Genomic DNA, 18,696 nt, shown 5'->3' on the forward strand with positions numbered 1-18,696 from the left:
ATAACCCATATTTCTGCCAACAGCACCACCATGGAGGATGTCAGGGGAGCCAAGAATAAAAAATACTCCCAGGTATGGGGTGTATCTTCGGACTATGAGTACATTAGAAAGATGAATATAAAAACCGGCCATTTTTTCAGCCGGGAGGATGATTCCCTGGGCCGGAGAGTTGCCGTGCTGGACGAGGCACTGGCCGACGAAATTATCGGCCGCTCCGAACCCGTGGGTAACATAATAAGGATCGGCAGCACACCATTTAAGGTAGTGGGCGTGGTGGCTAAAGGCGACTCCATATTGGGCTTTTCAGAAGAGCCCAGGGTGTTCATCCCCAGTCGATCCTGGCAGAACATGTTCGGCACATATATAAACAGCCTGGAAGGAAGTGCTGTTTCCAGGGAAAAGGTGCAAGAAACCATGGAGCAGGCCGTAAAGGTACTAGAACGGCGGCATCGCAGTTCCGCCCAATACGTTAGTTACAGCATGGAGCAGGAAATGCAGTCGGCCAACCAAGTAACCGGCATCATGACCATGATTATCGGCGCCATCGCCGGCATATCGCTTTTAGTGGGCGGCATTGGGGTAATGAACATTATGCTGGTCTCCGTCACTGAGCGCACCAGGGAAATCGGTATTCGCATGGCCGTGGGGGCCAGGCGCAAGGATATATTGACTCAGTTTCTCATTGAGTCGGTAGTGCTCTGCTTGATCGGGGGCATAATCGGCATGCTGCTCGGTGTTGGCGGAGCCTTTCTGATTGCCAAGTTGGCCAATTGGCCGCCCCTGGTATCCTGGTGGACGATGTTGATCGCCTTCACCTTCTCCGCTGCCATCGGCATTTTTTTCGGCATACTCCCCGCCAACAAAGCAGCCAAGATGAACCCTATCGAAGCATTGCGGAGGGATACATAAGATGAACAAATCATCTACTCTCGGCATTTTATAATCAACCAGCCACAAAATCAGATTATAATAATCAACATACTTTATACATTCCTTCTTATCCTTTAATATTTGTAAAAATCCGCGCACAGTGGTCATGGGATTTCTAACTACAATGGACCCCAATGTCAAGACACGATTTTTTAAATTCAAAGCGACACTGGGTAAAGTATTAACTGGAAGACTTCTCCGGTTAAATGTATCTATGTGGGGTACTAATGTATGCCTATTTACCTAGATTTTAACATTATTTAAAAAAACAGGCGGTCTCCAGAGGGAGGGTAGTTCTTCCATTCACAACATTTAGCAGCCGCTTGCGGTCGGAGCGAAGCGGAGAGTCTGGACACCCATGTGCTAGGCTTAATAAACCCGACCAGTAATCAATTGATTTATTGGCGTATATCCGTCGGTCGGGTTACCCATTAAACAGCACATGGTGTCAAGACCGGCGGGCGCTTAGTTCACATCAGATGGCTCTGGATTTGACTGATAGGGTTAGACAATTGGTTTCATTTCCTTAATGGCCTGCTTTTTCGAATATCTTGGTTATGCAGATTGCTGCGGTAAGTTAGTAGCAGCATAATACACATCTGCTGGAGTTTTAAAATCCCCCGAGATCGTAACGGTGAATTTGAGCCGAGAATTATCGGCAAATATGAAAAGACCTCTAACCAGCTTGAAGACCAGATTATAGCTATGTATGCCAAGGGTATGTCCACCCGTGATATTGAGGACCATATGCGTGACATCTACGGTATTGATGTATCACCTACTATGGTCAGCAAAATAACGGATAAAATATTACCTATGGTGACTGAATGGCAGTCCCGGACACTTGATCGTGTATACCCTATTGTTTTCCTGGATGCAATCCACTTCAAGGTTCGTAAAGATAGTAGGGTAATAAACAAGGCAGCCTATAGTGTGTTAGGCATTAATATGGCCGGCCAAAAAGAAATACTTGGTATCTGGAACGGCGAAAACGAAAGTGCCAGTTTTTGGCTTGGTGTGTGTAATGAACTCAAAAACAGAGGTGTAGAAGACATCCTAATCGCCTGTAAAGACGGGCTTCCCGGATTTTCTGAGGCCATTAACACGGTTTTTCCCAAGACTGAAATTCAGCTTTGTATCATACACCAAATACGTAATTCATTAAAGTATGTATCATACAAGATTGAGTTTATCGCTTCGGTTCTCCTCAGGGATAGCAGGTAACGCATAAAGGGCAGCCTGGTAAGGCTACCCCTTCTATCCCCGGCAGAACTCCGTCAGGCGCTCAGGTCGGTCTCCACCGTTGCCTTATCCTCCTGGCGGGAAAGAGCCATTTATAGCTTAACCGGTTATAGCGGGATCAAACCGTTTACACGTAAAATTTCACACTCCCTATTAATTAATCAAAACTATTTTGTTTGCGTTTTATAGCGCAGGACTTCTTCTTTGAGGAATTCCAACAAGAACTCTGCTTTTTCTTGCATTAATTCGTCCTCGCAGCCCAGAAATTGATTAAACGCATCTGCCTTTAGCAGAGAGGCTTCCTCCAAAGTCTTCCCTTTCACCAAAGAACAAAGAACCTCTATGGCAACGTTGGTTGTTGGATCAGTGATACATTGATACTTAATATCAGAAATACGGTTGTTGTCCACCTGGATATAAAGAAACAAGAAATCGTCCGGACTTCCACAGACGGGGCTAACTGCTCCGAAAGTTTTCAGGAAAATGGATGCATTTTTGATTTCACCGGTATACTCGAATCCCGTTTTTAATAGTTTCTGGTAATACGTTCTAATTGCTTCATGCATTTCGTTATCCTCCCTTGTTTGAATTAATCTCAAATATAGCCGCGCTCTTTAAATATCTCATCAAGTGTTTCCAGGAATACCCGGCATTCCTCCATGGTATTGTAGAAGTAGCAGGAAACCCGGTATACCATCCTATGCTCACTGTGCGCTATGGGGCGGGTCCATTGAGGTCCGAACTTCTCATTAAAATAGGCATGTACACAGAAAACTCCGTCCCTGATCATAACGTTGTTCTTTTCGCTAAGGTCGGCGGCTAACCCCGGCGCATTCGGCCGTTTAACCTCGAAGGTCAAGATTCCGCCCCTTTGTGCCGCATCTTGCGGGCCGACGATCCTGAACCATCCCGTATCCCCATAACGGTTCAGCAGTTCCTCGGTCAGAAAATGATTTAAACTAGTCTCATGGTCCCTGATCCTGTCCAGGCCTAATTGCTGCAGGTATTGGACAGCCGCTCCAGAGGCAATCAGGGCAGGGTAATCCTGGATTCCTGCCTCGAATCTATCCGGCGGAAGCATCAGCGTGTAATCGTGATAGGTCGCATCGGCGACCGTACCTCCGCCCTGGATGACAGGCGCGAGCACCTGCTCAATCTCATCCTCTTCATGGGGCTGCTGGCCAAGCAGTTCTTTTTTTCCATAAAGCACTCCCACCCCGCGCGGTCCGCACATTTTATGCAGTGAAAAAACCAGGAAATCAACGTCCAGACTCTGAACGTCAACCGTTTGGTGGGGCACGGCCTGAGCGCCATCGAAGAGTACCAGGGCACCGTATTGATGGGCTATTTGGGTTATTGCTTTGGCCGGAATGGTATAACCGGTTATGTTTGACGTATAGGCCATACTGACCAGCCTGACCCGGCCGGTTTTCAGCCTCTGCTCGAAAGCATCGAGGTCAAAGTTATCCTGAGCATCGGGTTGTATAAAATCAACCTTGATACGCCCTGCTTTTTGCATTTTCAGCCAGGGAAGCAAATTCGAATTGTGCTCCTTGTCGGTCAGTAAAACAACATCCCCGGTCCGGAACGGGAAACCAAGCGCCACCAGGTTGAGGGCATGAGTTGCATTCAGGGTGAAGATGATTTCTTTTTTAGAACCGGCGTTAATAAACTCGGCGATCATCTGCCGTGAGCCCTTTATACCCTTACTGGGATCTCCTTCAATGCGCTCGTTAACCTCTTGGGCAAACCAGTGACGGCTTCTTGTGCCGCTGCAGGAGGGGTATTCCGTATAATATTCTTGAATTGACTCAATGACTTGCTTAGGCACCAGGGTAGTGCACGCATTATCCAGGTAAATGGGGGGCTTCCCCATTCGCTGTCTCTTAAGTGCGGGAAAGTCTGCTCTACATTCCTCGATGGATTTTCTGCTATTCATGCGTTCCACCTCGTCCCTTTATTAACCACTATAGCAACTGAGTTTATGGCCACTAAATAATCTTGTCAGCTGGAAACCAAAATTAGGGAAACAGCCCCAGCAAGATTTATAGCTAAGCCACTGCTGTTAACGCCAACAGAGGCTTTTTGCGGGTTTATTTTTTTTCAGTATTTGACTCAGGTTTAAACTCAGTACAACCTTTATTTCCATCCTTCTTTTCTTCATTGTCGATCTCGACAATTTTAAGGTCACATCAACTTGATGTTTTAGCTGGTCTCTTTAAAAAGTCAAACAACCCCTTCTTTTCACCTTTTTCCTTAGCCATAAATAAAACCTCCTTCACAATAAGTCTCATATTAGCCAACATCAACACCAGAACAGCCGCTCATCTTGTGACTGAATTTCTGATAATATTCAAGCCAATCAAACTTCAAAGGTTAAACTAATCCTCACGCAAGGCTGGTATCAATAATACAGATGCATCAGCCTGACTCACAATGTTATGACAGACTAATCAGCTTTGTTTAACTAATAAGTGATTATTCCTTCAACCTTAAGGGTTGGAACTCCCCGTAAATTACCCAGGGATATTTTAATCCCATTGGGTTCAGCAACGACCCCTCTAAAAATGTAAACTTTAATACCGTTAGCTAGAACTTCATCAAAACTTTCAGGAAGACGTGACTTTCCTACCAATACGACAGGTTCACTAGCGTTGTCAGTACAGCCAAAGGCTCTACCTACCATTACAGTAATGACACCGCCTTTGCCAAGAATATAACTCTTAGCATCTTCGGAAATTTCGACCCTTATCATTTTCTCCGAATCACTTGGTACATCATGAGTGTTGTTTGGATTTATTACGGACATTTAAACCACCCTTCCCAAATTAAATTTCAAATAAAATCCTTCACAAAAACTAACTACCCCTAGCTTTGTTTAACTAATAAGTTATTATTCCTTCAACCTCCAGGGTTGGAACTCCCCGTAAATTACCCAGGGATATCTTAATCCCATCGGGTTCAACTAAGACCCCTTTGGAAATGTAAACCTTTATGCCGTTAGTAAGAACTTCATTATAAAAAATTTCAGGAAGACGTGACTTTCCTGCAAACACGACAGGCTCACAGACGTTGTCAGCGCAGCAGCTAAAGCCAAAGGCTCTTCCTAGCATTAAGGTAATGATTCCGCCCTTGTCAAGAATATAGCCACTAGCATCTTCGGAAATTTCGACCTTTGGAATATTCCCCGAATCACCATGTACATCATGAGTGCTTTTTGCAATTACGGACACGTTAACCACCCTTCCTAAATTAAACTTCACCTAGAACCTATCATTAACATTGTCTTATTAAAACACACCTCAGCAATTACCAACCCGAACCATTCTGGCACCCTTATGCATCTACCACATTACATTGTTAAGAATGTTTCTAACTTAATTATATAACTACCTATATCTTAAAACCAAGCTTTACATAAAATTGATCTTCATACATAATCAGTCACAAAAGGTTAACCTAATCCTCACGCAAGGCTGGAATTAATAATACAGATGCATCAGCTTGACGCACAATGTTATGACTGACACTGCCTAAGAATAGCTCCTTAACAAACCCTCTACCCTGACTTCCCATCAACACAAGCTGCACATTACTTTCTTGGATGACTTTTAATATTTCCACCACGAGATGACCATATTTTATTGCCGTATGTACCTCAATACCGGGTATCTCCTCGAGTAGTTTTTTCAAATTTTGCAGCCGTTCCAGGTCAATTTGATTAAACTCTTCCAGGCGGTCTTCCAAATACTTTTTAATGCGGGTCTGATCCTGAACGTGCAACAGAGTTATTTGCTTAACTCCTACTGAAGCCAATTTAGATAAGTATTGGAAAGCTTGATCTGCATTTTTGGAAAAATCAGTAGGGAATAGGATATGATCACTTAGGCCAAAACTCGCAATTTGCTTAGCGGCTGCGTCTTTTTTAGTATCTTCTCCCAGTCTAACTAATAAAACCGGTTTCTGTGCATAATGGATTACCTCAGAGGCCACTCCGCCTGAAAAAGTTTCACTGGTTAAACTCTTTCAAACATACAATGCCCCCCTTTCGATAATCTCAGATGGAAGATCTTACTTCTTATTATGCCTGTACGTACTTACATAATCAAATTAAAAATCAATCCTGTTACTACAGCCATTACAAATACAATTACTACAAACTCGATTATGATTCTCCTCTTAAATATAGCCGCTAGCATTGTCAACTCAGGGATAGCAATACCGGCTCCGCTGATAATCAAAGCCATAACAGCACCAATACTAGCCCCCTTATCCAATAAGGCCAGACCAATGGGGATAGCCGCTTCAACGCGAATATATAATGGCATACCGATTATGGCCACGGCGAGCACAGCAAATGGATTGTCGCGACCGGCCACTCTGGCCAACAGATCTTCAGGGAAATAACCGTAAATTGCTGCCCCAATCGCTACACCAATAATCATATAGAGAAACACTGCCCGGAAATCATCCCAGGCTTTCCAAAAGGACAAAACCAGCCTGCCTTTAAAATCTTCCGGAACTTCTTCATTTTGCTCCCCGCCCCCGACTATGCGTACATTCTTAACCTGGCTTGCTCCACCTGTTTTGTCTATAAGGACTCCAAATATAACCGCAGCAACAGAGGTCAACATCAAGAAAGCCACCGCTACCTTCCAACCCATAAATGTCCCCAACAGGATAAACACCAGGGGATCCATCAACGGTGAAGCAATGACAAAAGAAATAATGCTGCCAAAGGGTACCCCAGCCTGCAAAAAACCTACCGTCATGGGAACAGTAGAACAGGCACAAAAGGGCGTGACGGCGCCGAAAATTACACCAAGGATATTGCCCCAGATACCTTTTCCGTCCATCCATTTTTTTAACTTATCCTGGTCGATATACATAAACACAAGCGCTATTATCGTACTGATTAAAAGAAACAGAAACACAAGCTCTGCCATGATAATGGCAAAATACTTTAGTGTTGCTATAAAAGTATTCATCTAGACCTACCCTCCCAATGCCCTCACAGCTTTAGTCCTGGATGGTTATTTTTAGCTATTCATTTCGAATACCGTCATCTTGCCTCCCCCCTGAGTGAATTTGCCATTCAGATTGTTCTCCAGCCCATTTGCAGAATCCACCAGGATCTTTAAAACAGCTTCTATATTCCCGACCATAGCCTTATCCTGCTCTTTCAACATTTCATACACATAAGCCGAATACTTTTTAACTATTTCTGAGGCTATTTCTGCCCCCTTGGCGGTTGTATTTACAAAACACACGCGGCCATTTTCTGGAGATATCTCACGCGTCACATAACCCTTGTTTTCTAGTCGATCAATGATCTTGCTGGCCCCGCTTTTAGTAAAATTCAAGGCATTACCAATTTCTTGCACAGTGATGTTTTCCGAATCTTCTATTTTTTTCAAGGCCATGTATTCCACTAAAGACAAATCCCCACAGCACTCGCCATTAATACCGTGGGCGCCAAAATGCCAGGATAATTCTTGGATTAGGTTGTAAATTTTTATAAAATCTTTTTCCATTAGAAATAAGCTCCTTAACAAATTTTAGTTTCCTTTATCAACTATTATATGAGCTATAGTTTCCAGTGTCAACTATTACATTATATATTCCGGAAGTGTTTGCGTGTATGCAAAATTTGAAAGACCACCAAAAGAAGATTTTTCTTTGAAACTAGCCTGCTTTTACCATCCAGTCAATGTGACTCTTCAATAAACAATATGCATTTTTCTTAAGTTGACTAATTTTAACTAAAACAGAAACTTGCTATGTTTTGAATTCCCGTTGCAAAAGTCATCTCCAAGAGCAGCGTCATCCCAACTGACCATTAAGGCCGCTACATAATTAAGCCGGAAATACTTTAAATTTTGCGACATATTTCCCCCTTATAACCGGAGAAAAAACAAATAACGCAATAGTTGACATTGGAAACAGTTACCCGTATAATGGTTGACAAAAGAAACTAAATCACAAAAGTGGAACTTAACCCTAATGGATATGTATCTATGCTATACGCAAAGAGGTGATATGGTGTATTAAAAATAATTGGCAAAGTAGCCATATGTTTTAGCAGAATAATTAAGCCGAATCAGCAAAAGTTGGATATTAAGTTTGCATAGAGAACATTGACTACATTGTTGCTGCTGCGCCATATCGTTTCTGGTCTAAACGTTTACCAACTGCTGCTACCAAAGGGACTGAACAACAACCTGCCGCTGACAATGGAACAGGTTTACCTTTAAAAAACGAGGCTTAATCCTGTCCCCTAGCACTGCTTGTCTGCTAAGGAATACCGTCCAACTAATTAAAATAATATACAATTAGTTATAAACAAGAAGTACTGTCTGAAAATGGTATAAGGGTATCTGGACCAAGCCATCCAAACAAAAAAGGTTGCAAGGGTTGCCTAATGGAACCGGCATCAAATTTAATAATTCGAAACTGTTTCTATATATTCATTTATAAACCGGATATTATCCTTTTTGTTTAGCCTATGCCAGTTAAATTAATATTGGGAGGTATTTTAAAATGAGTATGTTGGCTGAATTTTTTCCTGAGTTTGCCGCTAAGATGAATGAAATTAATGATTTATATAAGCAGAAAAGAACGATTGACGAAAAAACTTACCAGTTTATCTGCTTCGCACTGGCTATCAAAGCCCGGTCCAAGCACTGTGTTCAAACTCACTTTAAGGGCGCTTTGGATGCCGGGGCTACCGTGGAAGAGATAGCTTATATTCTGGCTTTGGTCATGAAAGAGGCAGCGGGATCGGACGAGTGCTGGTCAATGGATGCTCTCAGCGATATCGAGGATTTCATCAAAGAAAATAGCGATAACGATTGCTGTTCTTAAGAAGTATTAAAAAAAGCCGTCCTAGTGCTTATTTATTAAAGCATAGGACGGCTTTTTTGTGTTAATGCTTTTCTTTTTTTGAATTGACAAAATATTTTTTTAGGGATAACATATGAGTAAAGACACATATGTGCGTCGGCTAATATCTATTCTGCGCTTTTTATGCTTTTTAGATAGGAGGTGAGATTTTTATGGACCAGGTGGATATCAATTCTGTTGAGCAAATTGCCAGGCTATTTAAGATACTTAGCGATCCTAATAGATTAAGAATTATTTCCGTATTAGGTAAAAACGAATGTTCAGTATCAGAATTGATTAATGGTACTGGACTTCCCCAGACTTTGGTTTCCTTTCACTTAAAAACACTGCGTGATTCGGGGATGGTAGATACTGAGCGTAAAGGCCCTTTTATCTATTACCGATTAAAAAGTCCCGTCCTTATCGATTTACTTGGTGCTTTTAATCAATACACCTTCAATGGCCAGAAGAATAAGGATATGGCAACTGGGATGCCATGCCCTTGTTCGCCCTGGTTTTTCAAGAAAAGTTAGTGTAGCAAGATTCAATCAGATGACCTCGGCAGTAGCCCGCCGGACCAGTATACTGGCGTTTTGGGAGGATTCTTCAGTCCAAATCTCCCAGGCAATTATTTTCCGACTGAATAGATCTAAAATTAGATACAGATAGAAATAGATGCCCTTAGCCGGCCCTGGAAGCCAGGTGATATCCCACATCCAGACTTGATTTGGGCCGGTAGCGTAATGGGTTGAAATGGGTCTTGAACATGGACTTTTAGCTCTTCCGCGATGGTGTTGCATGCTATTTTCTTTCAGCACTCTGTAGAATGTCGATTCAGAAGCTAGGTAGATGCCGCGATCAGCCAGGCGTGGAACAATCTGACTTGGTGGCAGACTTTTGAATTCAGCTCGATTTGCGGTTTCTATGATGGCTTGTCTTTCCTCTATGCTAAGCTTGTTTATCGGTGCCGGGCGTTTGGCATGTTTTCGCTGATCTTCTATGGGTGATAGTTTACTTCTCCAACGCTGCAGGGTACGCTGAGTAATTCCAAGTTCTTTACAAGCCGCTGCTTCTCTAGCCCCTGAGTCAACAGTTTCTTTGATCAGCATTATGGCAGTTTGGCGATCTGAGGCGCTGATCAGTCGTCCTCGGGGTCCCCCCAAATCGCACGGGCTTTTTTTCTTAGAACCAAAAGTGCTGCAGTCTCGGCAAGTGCAGCTTCTTTCCGTTTAAGTTCTTTATTGAGATCTTTTATTTCGCGATCCTTTTGGCGAAGGTCCTTTTGTAATTGAGCAGCTTGTTGGGCTATACCGCCATTGGCTTGCATACAGGCATCTCGCCAGGCCTCCACTTGCTCAACAAATAGCCCTTTGGTACGGCAGTATTCTGCCATTTCTATCTCATTTAAGGAAGCTGTTTCAACTACTATTAGAAATTTATCCTGCGTACTCCATTTTTCCACTTCAGGCTCGCCACCTGGAACTGCTATGCCGTTAGCTCTGGCCTTCTTCTGCCAACTGTATAGCGTGCCATCAGAAAGACCTGTTTCTCTTGAAATGGCACTAACGGATTCGTTATTAGGGGGCATCATTCTTTTGATAATTGTATACTTGAATTCTTCACTGTATCTTGTCATAAGGCTTCCTCCTCTGCTCTACTTAACTAACTATATTTTAGTTAGAGGCCTATGACAACTATTCTGACACAGGGGGTATATTTTCATGGCATAGTTAAAGGTAAGTATCTGGCCGTATGGCCGGTATATGTAATGGGGGATGACCCAAAAGCTTTGACCTTTACCATTGCTGCCGATGAGCCAAATACTGCGCAGCTATTTTTACATCAGGCAGCAACTGACTATGTAATGGAAGACAGTACATATTTTAAGCGTAGCTATATTACTTCAACGATAAGACAGCGGTTACACCAAAAATCATTCCGCGAGCGGGTTCTGGAGGCGTACAGCTCGCAATGTGCTTTTTGCAAGCTTAAACATGCCGAGTTACTTGATGCTGCTCACATCATACCGGATGCCGATGAATTGGGCGGGCCCCTAGTAAACAACGGGTTATCCTTGTGCAAGATTCACCATGCGGCCTTTGACAGCAATATTATCGGCATCACTCCGGACTATAAGATGATGGTGCGTGAAGATATATTATTAGAGAGAGATGGCCCAATGTTAAGGCACGGCATCCAGCAATTGCATGACCAGAAAATAATTTTGCCCAAAAGCAAGCTGCTCTGGCCGGATCAAAATAGGCTGGAGGTCAGGTATAACAAATTCCGGGAAGTGGGGTAAGGGGTAGAGATAAAAATATTTTAATAATTATATCAAATTAATGCAAGGCATTTAGTATTGATCTATGTAATAATCAAACTCTCCTCAACCCAACGCCAGGGCCACCTGATGTTTGGCCACCTAAACCTGGGAAGCCTGACCGAGTCACATTCGCGTACCACAGGATTCAGAGGTATTAGAATAAATCAAGAACAAATTTAACTAAGAATATGTAGGTGTTTGTTTTGGTTGATAAATTGACCCTTCATGAAGCAATGGTATATGTTTTACAAGATAAGCCTGATGGCCAAGCATCAACTCAAGATATTAGTGACCAAGTATATTCCATGAACCTATACCGAAAAAAAGACGGTAATAAGGCATTGGAGCATCAGATATTCTTGAGAGCTAAAAATTACCCACATCTATTTGAACTCATTGATCGGCACACAGTTAAATTAATTAAATAATTACACACTAAAGAGAGCCGCTGCAAGTCCATAATCAATGGCCTTATCTGTATCCCCTAGACGAAAATAAAGTCTGGCTATCTCATGCTGGATAAACCACAACTTTTTTCGCGGATAGAAATTGAGATATTCTTTTAATGCCTCCCCGTCATTGCCCATTTCAATCATGGCATCAGCCGCATTTTTTCTTAACCACACATCGCCGTCATTAATGAACCGTTCTACCTGTACCAATGCCTTCTGGCATTCTTCAATGCATTTCCCATATTGGCAAGTTTTTAGAAGTACTTTTGTATAAGACAAAAAATACTTTTCTTTATCTGATGATATCTGCCTCTGTTTACCACTGCTGTCAGTAAAACGAAATGGCTCTGATGAAAGTTCATCCGGATTCAGTTTTGCTACCCACTGCAGAGCCATTTCAAATTTTCCTTTGACATCGCAATACTTCAACATCTTTAATGCCGTGCGGGTATAAGGTGAATAAGAATCCTGCTGATTGCAGAGATTGATAATCGCATTAGCGGCTTTCAGATATTTTTCGATATCTGTCACTTCTTCGATATCAATTTCCAGATAATAAATATTCCAGGCGTAAATGTTGTTGATAGACTGATGGTGCATTGTAAAAAGCTCTCGGCAGACATCCAGTGATGCTTGGTAATCCTTTAATTTATAAAGGCAGCGGGCATAATGATAACCATCCCAGACATTATTCACCTCTGGGTAGTTTATCCAAAGATCTTGATAGATCAAAGACGCTTCCTGAAAATTGCCTTCAGCCATAAAATGTTTTGCTTCCTGTCGCTTCTCATACGCCTGTGCCATTTTTCATCTCACCTGCAATTTCTAAGATTCGGTTTAACAGCCCGGTTGAATTAGAATGATTTGATTCTGGACTAATGGTAGTAATGTTTCCTATCTTATTGTAGAAGAAACTAACAATAGCTGAATGATTATCCTGGGCGAATTCATATTTCTCATTATACTGATGATGGTTTAAATGGCTGATTCTAATATTTTCCTTGTTGCATCTTTCCTTCAGCATAAGATAAAGCTCTCTAAGAAAAGGTTTATCTGCTGGGAAATCCGGTTCGTCCTTAGACTGTCCTTCGATTTTTTCACCAACACTCAGCTTCCTGTTGGCTAAAAGCTGCAATTTACCAACAAGCCTTTGGGCGACCTCCTGGGGTTGCCCTGTTTGCGGCAGAACTCTTGTGACAACGCCTTCCTTATTATAATAAAGGTTAATCCAAAAAAATTCTGAATGGGCACTGATTAGATACCGCTCACAATACTGATGATGCACGATGTTTTTGACGATTACCTCATCATTATCTTCCAGCAATCTCAGCACAGCCAGGTAGATATTTACCAGGCTTTCCGGTATGCCTGCTAGAAAAGCAGGTAACTCTACACCGTCTGGAATTTTGATCTCTTTGGTGCTGGATACTATTGCCTTTTTTTGAACCACTACTGCTTTGGACATAATCCCATAGTGTGGTGCATGTATGGCAAACAATTTTTGCCGCGATCTAGTTAGTGCAGTATAAGCCCATCGCAAATAAGCCCTGTTGAAACAGCCCTGACCAGATTGAAAATCAACGAATACCTGATTCCATTCGCCACCCTGTGCCTTGTGACAGGTTACCGAGTAGGCATATTTCAAATGGATGGCATTAAAATATGGATCATCTTTAATTACCAGTGAGAATTCCTGGGTGCCTGGTTTTAATTTCGGGTAACGGAAGCGAAAATCCACATATAAAGCTCTCATTTCTTCCGGTGAAAGTTCCCTTTCCGTTGATTCCAATAGGTTTTCAATAAATTTGCAGTTAATATCATACACGGCACCTTGTATACTTAAAAAGCGTAGTCTAGCGTTACGAAAACACAATACAACAAGGTTTCTTTCCCGGCCTTTTTTTAAGTAAACAGGCCTTCTTTCTACATTTGGGGAAACTGATACCACCCTGCCCATATCACCGTTATATAAAGCAACATTGTGGCTGTAATTATTTTTGACAACCATCACTTGGTCACCGGCGGTAATTCCCTCTATGCCGGGAAAAATCTTCTCTCTAATCGACCAATTATACTCGTTAACCAACCGGTTAGAATAAGCGATAATAATTTTCTCGGGTTTGTTGTCATCGCTTACTTGTCCGCAGAACAATGGAATAATGTCCGCAGCAGCTATTTCGCAAACATCGTCAGTTGTTGCTGAAATATCGATTTTGTTATAAATGCCACTTTTTATAGTATCCCTAATAGCGGTTGCATTTGCTAAAATACCGCTTTCTTTTTTCTGGCGGACAACTTCCATCAGCACATATTCCATAACCTTTACGCCATATCTTTCTGACAGATATTTAACGTCAAGTGCCGGTGAAAAATCCATACCCACTGGGCTCAATTGGGCATTATCCCCCACGAATATTATTTTACGACTCAAGTCAGGGATGTCCGCATAACTGAAAATATCATCTAATAGATAATCCGTGCCAAACTCCAGAAACTGATTATCTATTTTTATATTGGAAATCAATGACGATTCATCAATGATGTATACAACCGAAAGGCCATCCTCATTATTTTTGATTTTAAAATGGACCCGGTAGCCTAATTTCTCTACATCATCATCACTTCTGGTCTCCAGTATGCTAACTTCAGAATAAATTACCCGGTGGATGGTGCTGGCTAAGTGCCCTGTTTTTTCCACAATTACCTTGGCGGCTCTACCTGTAGGTGCCATGAGAACATATTCACTTTGTATGCTGTGCAGATAATCAGCAATGCTCCTGATTAAGAAAGTTTTACCAGTCCCAGCATAGCCTTTTAAAAGAAAGCATGAGCTGTCCGAAAGTAGAAATTGGCTAAGGCACGCAGCTGCTTCTTGCTGGTCTTTGGTCAAACTCAATTGAGAAGCAAAATCGTTGTAGCAAATCTGAGATGTACACATAAATCTCCACTCCCATTGGCTAAGAACCATTATGTTTATTGTTGCGCAAATTCTTGGGTCCATTATAATCTGTAAGTTTAACGCTAGGAACTGTAGACAGAAAAATCCTTGATTTCCTTCAGCAGACCCTAATTATTATGGTCAGTTATAATTATATGCTTTATCGATTAAACCTTTGGCCTTTTCAAAATCTTCAAAGGTTTTAATAGTAATTTGTAGATCACCGGTGCCAAAGTGTCCAACATTACGCATATCACGAGTAAAGCCTTTTTCTAGTTCCATCTCATCGGGATTTAATCTTAAATGTAAAAGTATTTGTTTTTGATATACTTCCGCACATACTATATTCTTTATTTTCTTAAAAGCTACATATAGCCTCAATTGATTTTCTGTTACATCATCACCGAGAGCCAATATGTAATCTCTAATTGACAATCAATTCGAATATTTTTAGAAAATGCTTTATTATGCTAACTTCTTTGCCGACACTGATTAGCTAAAGTGTATTGATAGGATGGGAACTAGCCTGTTATTATATGGATGATGGGAAGTTGAATTGTTTATCAAATCCCCATTAACATTTTTGATAATAACTTTCTGCGGTCAATAAATAGCAATCATTATCATAAATATTACCATTAAATATTTTCTCAGCCATTTTTAATGTACCCTCATAATCAAAATTACACTTCTTTAATATATTCTTTGAGCGTTTGTTAAAAGGAAAACAATAAGCTGAAATTGCTACCAAATGTAATTCCTCAAATCCAAATTTAATCACTTCGTGAGTAGCATCTGTCATAAATCCTTTGCCCCAATAGGCTTCACCAATTGCATATCCGATCATTTTTACCATATCATATTCACGTTTCTGGTCATTAATTAGACCTATCGAGCCAATAATTTTTCCAGTTTCTTTTAGTTCGATTCCCCATACTGTTTCCTTGTTCATAAAAATAGCATTCATTATTTCAAGTGTTTCTTCTTTGCTCTCATGCGGTTTCCAACCTGCATTTGGTCCGACATTTGGTGTACAAGAATAATTAAAAACATCACCCAAATCGTTAATTTGTAACGGTCTCAATATCAATCTATCAGTATATAAAATTACCATATTTCTTCCTTTCAATATTTATGAATAATGGGCAGTTAAGGCTCCCCAAATGAACATCATGCTCATAACTTAAATATCCATATACCGGTCCTCGCTATAGTACTCATACATCATCTAGGATCAGTAGTTTTACCTCGGAGCACCTTTGTAAAAATGGAGCCTGGATTACTGGAAGACTTTTTATAACCTGATTAATTACTGGCCCCAAGTAAGAACTACTTTAATAACCAAATGGATAATTGATATGATATTCAACGCTAGCATGGCCATGAATTTCGTCATTATACTTTAATTTCCTGCAAGTTCATTTGTCAATTGTGAAATTAAATTGACAGTCTGCCGTTATATCAAGGGCTTACTGTTAATTTATGCAGTGCCGGTTGAGTTAAAAATTTATTAAGTGGTTGAAAGAAAACGGGTTTTGGCTGTGTCTATATAATTAGGAGGAAAATATCCTGGACGGTGATTGATTAACCATATATTATCGAAAGTAAGTATTTCTATGCCGGGGGAGAGAGTAAATGTTGCCATCATTAAAACAAAAGTTTGCCAAAATGTCGCGGAAAAAGCTTTTGGCCGGGGTATTAGTCATCGGCCTTGTTGTGTCTGTTGTTGCTTTCAACATCGTTAAAAGCATGAAACCCACAGGAATACCGGTAAAAACAGCTCAAGCGGAAATAAAACATGTTCAGGATAATGTTTTTGCCACCGGACGGGTGAGACTGGTGGAAAAACAAGAGTTTTACAGCTACGAGGAAACAACGGTGCAAGAAATAAATGTCGACCCGGGCGAAACAGTACATAAGGGTCAGGTGCTCGGTCTACTTGATGCCGGCGATTTAGAAGACAAGCTCAGCAACGCCAAAGCCAACTATGTGGTGCAGCAATCCAATTTGGCAAGCGCGCTGAATCCCCGGCCGGAGGAGATAGCACAGCTCAGGGCCGACTATAACAAGGCCGAAGCCGATTACCAAAACGCCCAAAATAACTACGCGAGAATTAAACAGCTGTATGATGAAGAGGCCGTAAGCGCTCAGGAACTGGAAAAAGCAGACCTCGAGCTGGTCGCCAGGGAAACGGAGTACAAAAACGCCGAATCCAGGCTGGAAATCAAGACATCAGGTCCCACAAAACCGGAATTGACCTCCCTTAAAGCACAAGTGGAGCAGGCCCGCATCCAGATGGAACTGGCCCAGCGGCAATTGGATAGAACCACCCTCACGGCGGCAATGGACGGGGTGGCAATTGCCGTGGAGGTGGCCGAAGGGGACCACATTAATCCCGGTACCCGGCTTATTACCATCGGCAACACGGATAAGGTGGAAGTAACGGCCGGGGTGAGTGAAGCGGACAGCGGCCGGCTAAAAACCGGGCAGCAAGTGAAAGTTACTGCCGCCGCGCTGCCGGACCGAGAGTATACCGGGACGCTGCACAGCGTCTCCCCCGGCGCCCTGGTGAAAACCGGAAACCAGGGCAGCCAGATCGAAGTGCCGGTGATTGTTAGGATAACCGGTGACTCCGAAGGCCTGCGCACGGGCTATACCGTGGATTTGACCATCACCACGGTGGATATAGAAAAGACCCTGGTGGTACCATATGAAGCCGTGGTTGAAAAAGACGGTAAACGCGTGGTTTACGTGGTGCAAAATGATACTGCCAGGGAGAAAAAAGTGGAAACCGGCTTGGATATCGATATTTATACAGAAATAAAATCCGGGCTTAAGGAAGGCGACAAAGTAGTTGTTAGCCCGGATGAACTTCTATCGGATGGTGCCAGGGTTTCGGAGGGACTACGTGATGATCCAAGTGTTTGATTTGACTAAAATATACAGCACCGGGGCGCATCCCGTGATAGCGTTAAAAGACGTGAACTTTGAGATCAAGGCCGGTGAGTTTGTTGCCGTTATGGGGCCGTCCGGTTCCGGCAAATCTACCATGATGAACCTCCTTGGCTGCCTTGATACCCCTACCTCCGGCTCATATAAATTGGACGGTATCGACATAAGCACTCTCGATGAAACCGGCATGGCCAGGGTGCGCAATCAGAAAATAGGCTTTGTTTTTCAAAACTTTAACTTGCTGCCCGGGATGACAGCCCTGCGTAATGTGGAACTGCCTATGTTGTATGCCGGGATAGATGCGCGAGAAAGGATGAGAAGGGCTACCCTTGCCCTTGAGCGGGTGGGTTTAGCCAACCGGGTCAACCACCGTCCCAACCAGATATCTGGCGGCCAGGTACAAAGGGTGGCCATAGCCCGGGCACTGGTTAACGAACCGGCGATAATACTAGCCGACGAGCCCACGGGCAATCTAGACACCCGCTCCGGGGAAGAAATTATGGCTGTTTTCCAGGAGTTGAACCGGAGTAGGGCCACCATAGTGCTGGTCACCCACGAGCGGGATATTGCCCTGCACGCTTCCAGGATTATTCATTTTCGGGACGGCTCTCTGGTTGACGATGAAATAGTGGAAATCCCCCTGGATGCCGTAGAACAGTTAAAAACTATGGGCGACTCTGTTACTCGACAGGGGGGAAATAAGTGAGTCTTTTGGAAAGTATCCGGGTGGCCCTGGAGGGCATCCGGGCCAATAAACTGCGCTCTTTTTTAACCACCCTGGGCATAATCATCGGCATCGCCGCAGTGATTGCAGTAGTGGCCATCGGCCAGGGAGGCCGGGCCATACTGATGGCGGAAATGGAGAAATTAGGCACTAATATCTTTGCTATCTATGTAGACTGGCGCAGCGGAGTGCAGCCTACCGGCAAGATGCTTGAACTTAGCGACGTGCAGGTGCTTAAGGACAAGGTCCCGGG

The 18,696-nt window shown here is 42.7% G+C and carries 21 protein-coding genes and 1 pseudogene; 9 read left to right on the forward strand and 13 right to left on the reverse strand.

From position 1 onward, the window contains the following. On the forward strand, nt 1–909 hold a 909-nt coding region (locus tag SPSYN_RS06855), incomplete at its 5' end, for an ABC transporter permease (protein ID WP_161821742.1). Nucleotides 910–1,545: 636 nt separating this feature from the next. After that, nucleotides 1,546–2,112, forward strand: a pseudogene (locus SPSYN_RS06860) (IS256 family transposase); the annotation flags it as partial. A gap of 227 nt (nt 2,113–2,339) precedes the next feature. Here SPSYN_RS06860 and SPSYN_RS06865 read toward each other — a convergent pair. The 7 genes from SPSYN_RS06865 to SPSYN_RS06895 form a co-directional block, all read right to left on the reverse strand. After that, nucleotides 2,340–2,738: an iron-sulfur cluster assembly scaffold protein gene (locus SPSYN_RS06865; protein ID WP_161821743.1), complete on the reverse strand. Its 399-nt coding sequence runs from the start codon at nt 2,736–2,738 to the stop codon at nt 2,340–2,342. 29 nt (nt 2,739–2,767) lie between these two features. Beyond that, complete coding sequence (locus SPSYN_RS06870; RefSeq protein ID WP_161821744.1) at nt 2,768–4,111, reverse strand: aminotransferase class V-fold PLP-dependent enzyme; 1,344 nt, start codon at nt 4,109–4,111, stop codon at nt 2,768–2,770. A 528-nt stretch (nt 4,112–4,639) separates the two neighbouring features. Further along, nucleotides 4,640–4,981, reverse strand: coding sequence for a CC/Se motif family (seleno)protein (locus tag SPSYN_RS06875; RefSeq protein ID WP_161821745.1), 342 nt, complete (start codon nt 4,979–4,981; stop codon nt 4,640–4,642). A gap of 73 nt (nt 4,982–5,054) precedes the next feature. Beyond that, on the reverse strand, nt 5,055–5,405 hold the full coding sequence (locus tag SPSYN_RS06880; RefSeq protein WP_161821746.1) for a CC/Se motif family (seleno)protein: 351 nt from the start codon (nt 5,403–5,405) through the stop codon (nt 5,055–5,057). Between the two features lie 226 nt (nt 5,406–5,631). Further along, nucleotides 5,632–6,165 carry a universal stress protein gene (locus SPSYN_RS06885; protein ID WP_161821747.1) on the reverse strand — a complete coding sequence of 178 codons (534 nt, stop codon included), beginning with the start codon at nt 6,163–6,165 and terminating at the stop codon, nt 5,632–5,634. Between the two features lie 104 nt (nt 6,166–6,269). Beyond that, a complete protein-coding gene (locus tag SPSYN_RS06890) occupies nt 6,270–7,160 on the reverse strand; it encodes a permease (protein WP_161821748.1) in 891 nt (296 codons plus the stop codon). Between the two features lie 51 nt (nt 7,161–7,211). Further along, a complete protein-coding gene (locus tag SPSYN_RS06895) occupies nt 7,212–7,706 on the reverse strand; it encodes a MarR family transcriptional regulator (protein ID WP_161821749.1) in 495 nt (164 codons plus the stop codon). Nucleotides 7,707–8,712: 1,006 nt separating this feature from the next. Here SPSYN_RS06895 and SPSYN_RS06900 point away from each other — a divergent pair. Further along, a complete protein-coding gene (locus tag SPSYN_RS06900; RefSeq protein WP_161821750.1) occupies nt 8,713–9,036 on the forward strand; it encodes a carboxymuconolactone decarboxylase family protein in 324 nt (107 codons plus the stop codon). A gap of 191 nt (nt 9,037–9,227) precedes the next feature. Further along, nucleotides 9,228–9,587 carry an ArsR/SmtB family transcription factor gene (locus tag SPSYN_RS06905; protein WP_161821751.1) on the forward strand — a complete coding sequence of 120 codons (360 nt, stop codon included), beginning with the start codon at nt 9,228–9,230 and terminating at the stop codon, nt 9,585–9,587. Between the two features lie 15 nt (nt 9,588–9,602). Here the strand turns inward: SPSYN_RS06905 and SPSYN_RS06910 are convergent, their stop codons facing one another. After that, nucleotides 9,603–10,217: a DDE-type integrase/transposase/recombinase gene (locus tag SPSYN_RS06910; protein WP_161821752.1), complete on the reverse strand. Its 615-nt coding sequence runs from the start codon at nt 10,215–10,217 to the stop codon at nt 9,603–9,605. Next, entirely contained in the window at nt 10,193–10,690 is a 498-nt protein-coding gene (locus SPSYN_RS06915; RefSeq protein ID WP_161821753.1) for a transposase, read from the reverse strand. The genes SPSYN_RS06910 and SPSYN_RS06915 overlap by 25 nt, the downstream gene beginning before the upstream one ends. A 51-nt stretch (nt 10,691–10,741) precedes the next feature. On the opposite strand from SPSYN_RS06915, the gene SPSYN_RS06920 reads away from it, so the two are divergent. Both SPSYN_RS06920 and SPSYN_RS06925 read left to right on the forward strand, forming a co-directional pair. Continuing rightward, nucleotides 10,742–11,356: an HNH endonuclease gene (locus SPSYN_RS06920; RefSeq protein WP_161821754.1), complete on the forward strand. Its 615-nt coding sequence runs from the start codon at nt 10,742–10,744 to the stop codon at nt 11,354–11,356. A 224-nt stretch (nt 11,357–11,580) separates the two neighbouring features. Then, nucleotides 11,581–11,805: a hypothetical protein gene (locus SPSYN_RS06925; RefSeq protein ID WP_161821755.1), complete on the forward strand. Its 225-nt coding sequence runs from the start codon at nt 11,581–11,583 to the stop codon at nt 11,803–11,805. Here SPSYN_RS06925 and SPSYN_RS06930 read toward each other — a convergent pair whose 3' ends face one another. From SPSYN_RS06930 to SPSYN_RS06945, 4 genes are all read right to left on the reverse strand, one after another. Next, nucleotides 11,806–12,633, reverse strand: a complete 828-nt coding sequence (locus SPSYN_RS06930; protein WP_161821756.1) for a hypothetical protein — start codon at nt 12,631–12,633, stop codon at nt 11,806–11,808. Continuing rightward, entirely contained in the window at nt 12,617–14,767 is a 2,151-nt protein-coding gene (locus tag SPSYN_RS06935) for an ATP-dependent DNA helicase (RefSeq protein WP_161821757.1), read from the reverse strand. The genes SPSYN_RS06930 and SPSYN_RS06935 overlap by 17 nt, the downstream gene beginning before the upstream one ends. A gap of 141 nt (nt 14,768–14,908) precedes the next feature. Then, the gene (locus tag SPSYN_RS06940; RefSeq protein WP_279279248.1) at nt 14,909–15,202 is read right to left on the reverse strand and encodes a DUF5655 domain-containing protein; all 294 of its coding nucleotides are present in this window, start codon (nt 15,200–15,202) and stop codon (nt 14,909–14,911) included. Nucleotides 15,203–15,341: 139 nt separating this feature from the next. Next, on the reverse strand, nt 15,342–15,881 hold the full coding sequence (locus SPSYN_RS06945) for a GNAT family N-acetyltransferase (protein ID WP_161821759.1): 540 nt from the start codon (nt 15,879–15,881) through the stop codon (nt 15,342–15,344). Nucleotides 15,882–16,402: 521 nt separating this feature from the next. On the opposite strand from SPSYN_RS06945, the gene SPSYN_RS06950 reads away from it, so the two are divergent. From SPSYN_RS06950 to SPSYN_RS06960, 3 genes are all read left to right on the forward strand, one after another. After that, on the forward strand, nt 16,403–17,695 hold the full coding sequence (locus tag SPSYN_RS06950; RefSeq protein WP_161821760.1) for an efflux RND transporter periplasmic adaptor subunit: 1,293 nt from the start codon (nt 16,403–16,405) through the stop codon (nt 17,693–17,695). Next, nucleotides 17,679–18,425: an ABC transporter ATP-binding protein gene (locus SPSYN_RS06955; protein ID WP_202623751.1), complete on the forward strand. Its 747-nt coding sequence runs from the start codon at nt 17,679–17,681 to the stop codon at nt 18,423–18,425. Before SPSYN_RS06950 ends, SPSYN_RS06955 begins: the two co-directional genes overlap by 17 nt. Then, the coding region (locus SPSYN_RS06960) for an ABC transporter permease (RefSeq protein ID WP_202623779.1) at nt 18,422–18,696 on the forward strand (275 nt) is incomplete at its 3' end. The genes SPSYN_RS06955 and SPSYN_RS06960, both read left to right, overlap by 4 nt.

The organism is Sporotomaculum syntrophicum (assembly GCF_009932395.1).
GTDB lineage: Bacteria > Bacillota > Desulfotomaculia > Desulfotomaculales > Desulfallaceae > Sporotomaculum > Sporotomaculum syntrophicum.

What these genes read in the sequence shown, in the direction of transcription:
- SPSYN_RS06865 (WP_161821743.1), bottom strand. Translation starts at nt 2,738, where the DNA reads ATGCATGAAGCAATTAGAACGTATTACCAGAAACTATTAAAAACGGGA.
- SPSYN_RS06870 (WP_161821744.1), bottom strand. Translation starts at nt 4,111, where the DNA reads ATGAATAGCAGAAAATCCATCGAGGAATGTAGAGCAGACTTTCCCGCA.
- SPSYN_RS06875 (WP_161821745.1), bottom strand. Translation starts at nt 4,981, where the DNA reads ATGTCCGTAATAAATCCAAACAACACTCATGATGTACCAAGTGATTCG.
- SPSYN_RS06890 (WP_161821748.1), bottom strand. Translation starts at nt 7,160, where the DNA reads ATGAATACTTTTATAGCAACACTAAAGTATTTTGCCATTATCATGGCA.
- SPSYN_RS06895 (WP_161821749.1), bottom strand. Translation starts at nt 7,706, where the DNA reads ATGGAAAAAGATTTTATAAAAATTTACAACCTAATCCAAGAATTATCC.
- SPSYN_RS06900 (WP_161821750.1), top strand. Translation starts at nt 8,713, where the DNA reads ATGAGTATGTTGGCTGAATTTTTTCCTGAGTTTGCCGCTAAGATGAAT.
- SPSYN_RS06905 (WP_161821751.1), top strand. Translation starts at nt 9,228, where the DNA reads ATGGACCAGGTGGATATCAATTCTGTTGAGCAAATTGCCAGGCTATTT.
- SPSYN_RS06915 (WP_161821753.1), bottom strand. Translation starts at nt 10,690, where the DNA reads ATGACAAGATACAGTGAAGAATTCAAGTATACAATTATCAAAAGAATG.
- SPSYN_RS06920 (WP_161821754.1), top strand. Translation starts at nt 10,742, where the DNA reads ATGACAACTATTCTGACACAGGGGGTATATTTTCATGGCATAGTTAAA.
- SPSYN_RS06930 (WP_161821756.1), bottom strand. Translation starts at nt 12,633, where the DNA reads ATGGCACAGGCGTATGAGAAGCGACAGGAAGCAAAACATTTTATGGCT.
- SPSYN_RS06935 (WP_161821757.1), bottom strand. Translation starts at nt 14,767, where the DNA reads ATGTGTACATCTCAGATTTGCTACAACGATTTTGCTTCTCAATTGAGT.
- SPSYN_RS06945 (WP_161821759.1), bottom strand. Translation starts at nt 15,881, where the DNA reads ATGGTAATTTTATATACTGATAGATTGATATTGAGACCGTTACAAATT.
- SPSYN_RS06950 (WP_161821760.1), top strand. Translation starts at nt 16,403, where the DNA reads ATGTTGCCATCATTAAAACAAAAGTTTGCCAAAATGTCGCGGAAAAAG.
- SPSYN_RS06955 (WP_202623751.1), top strand. Translation starts at nt 17,679, where the DNA reads ATGATCCAAGTGTTTGATTTGACTAAAATATACAGCACCGGGGCGCAT.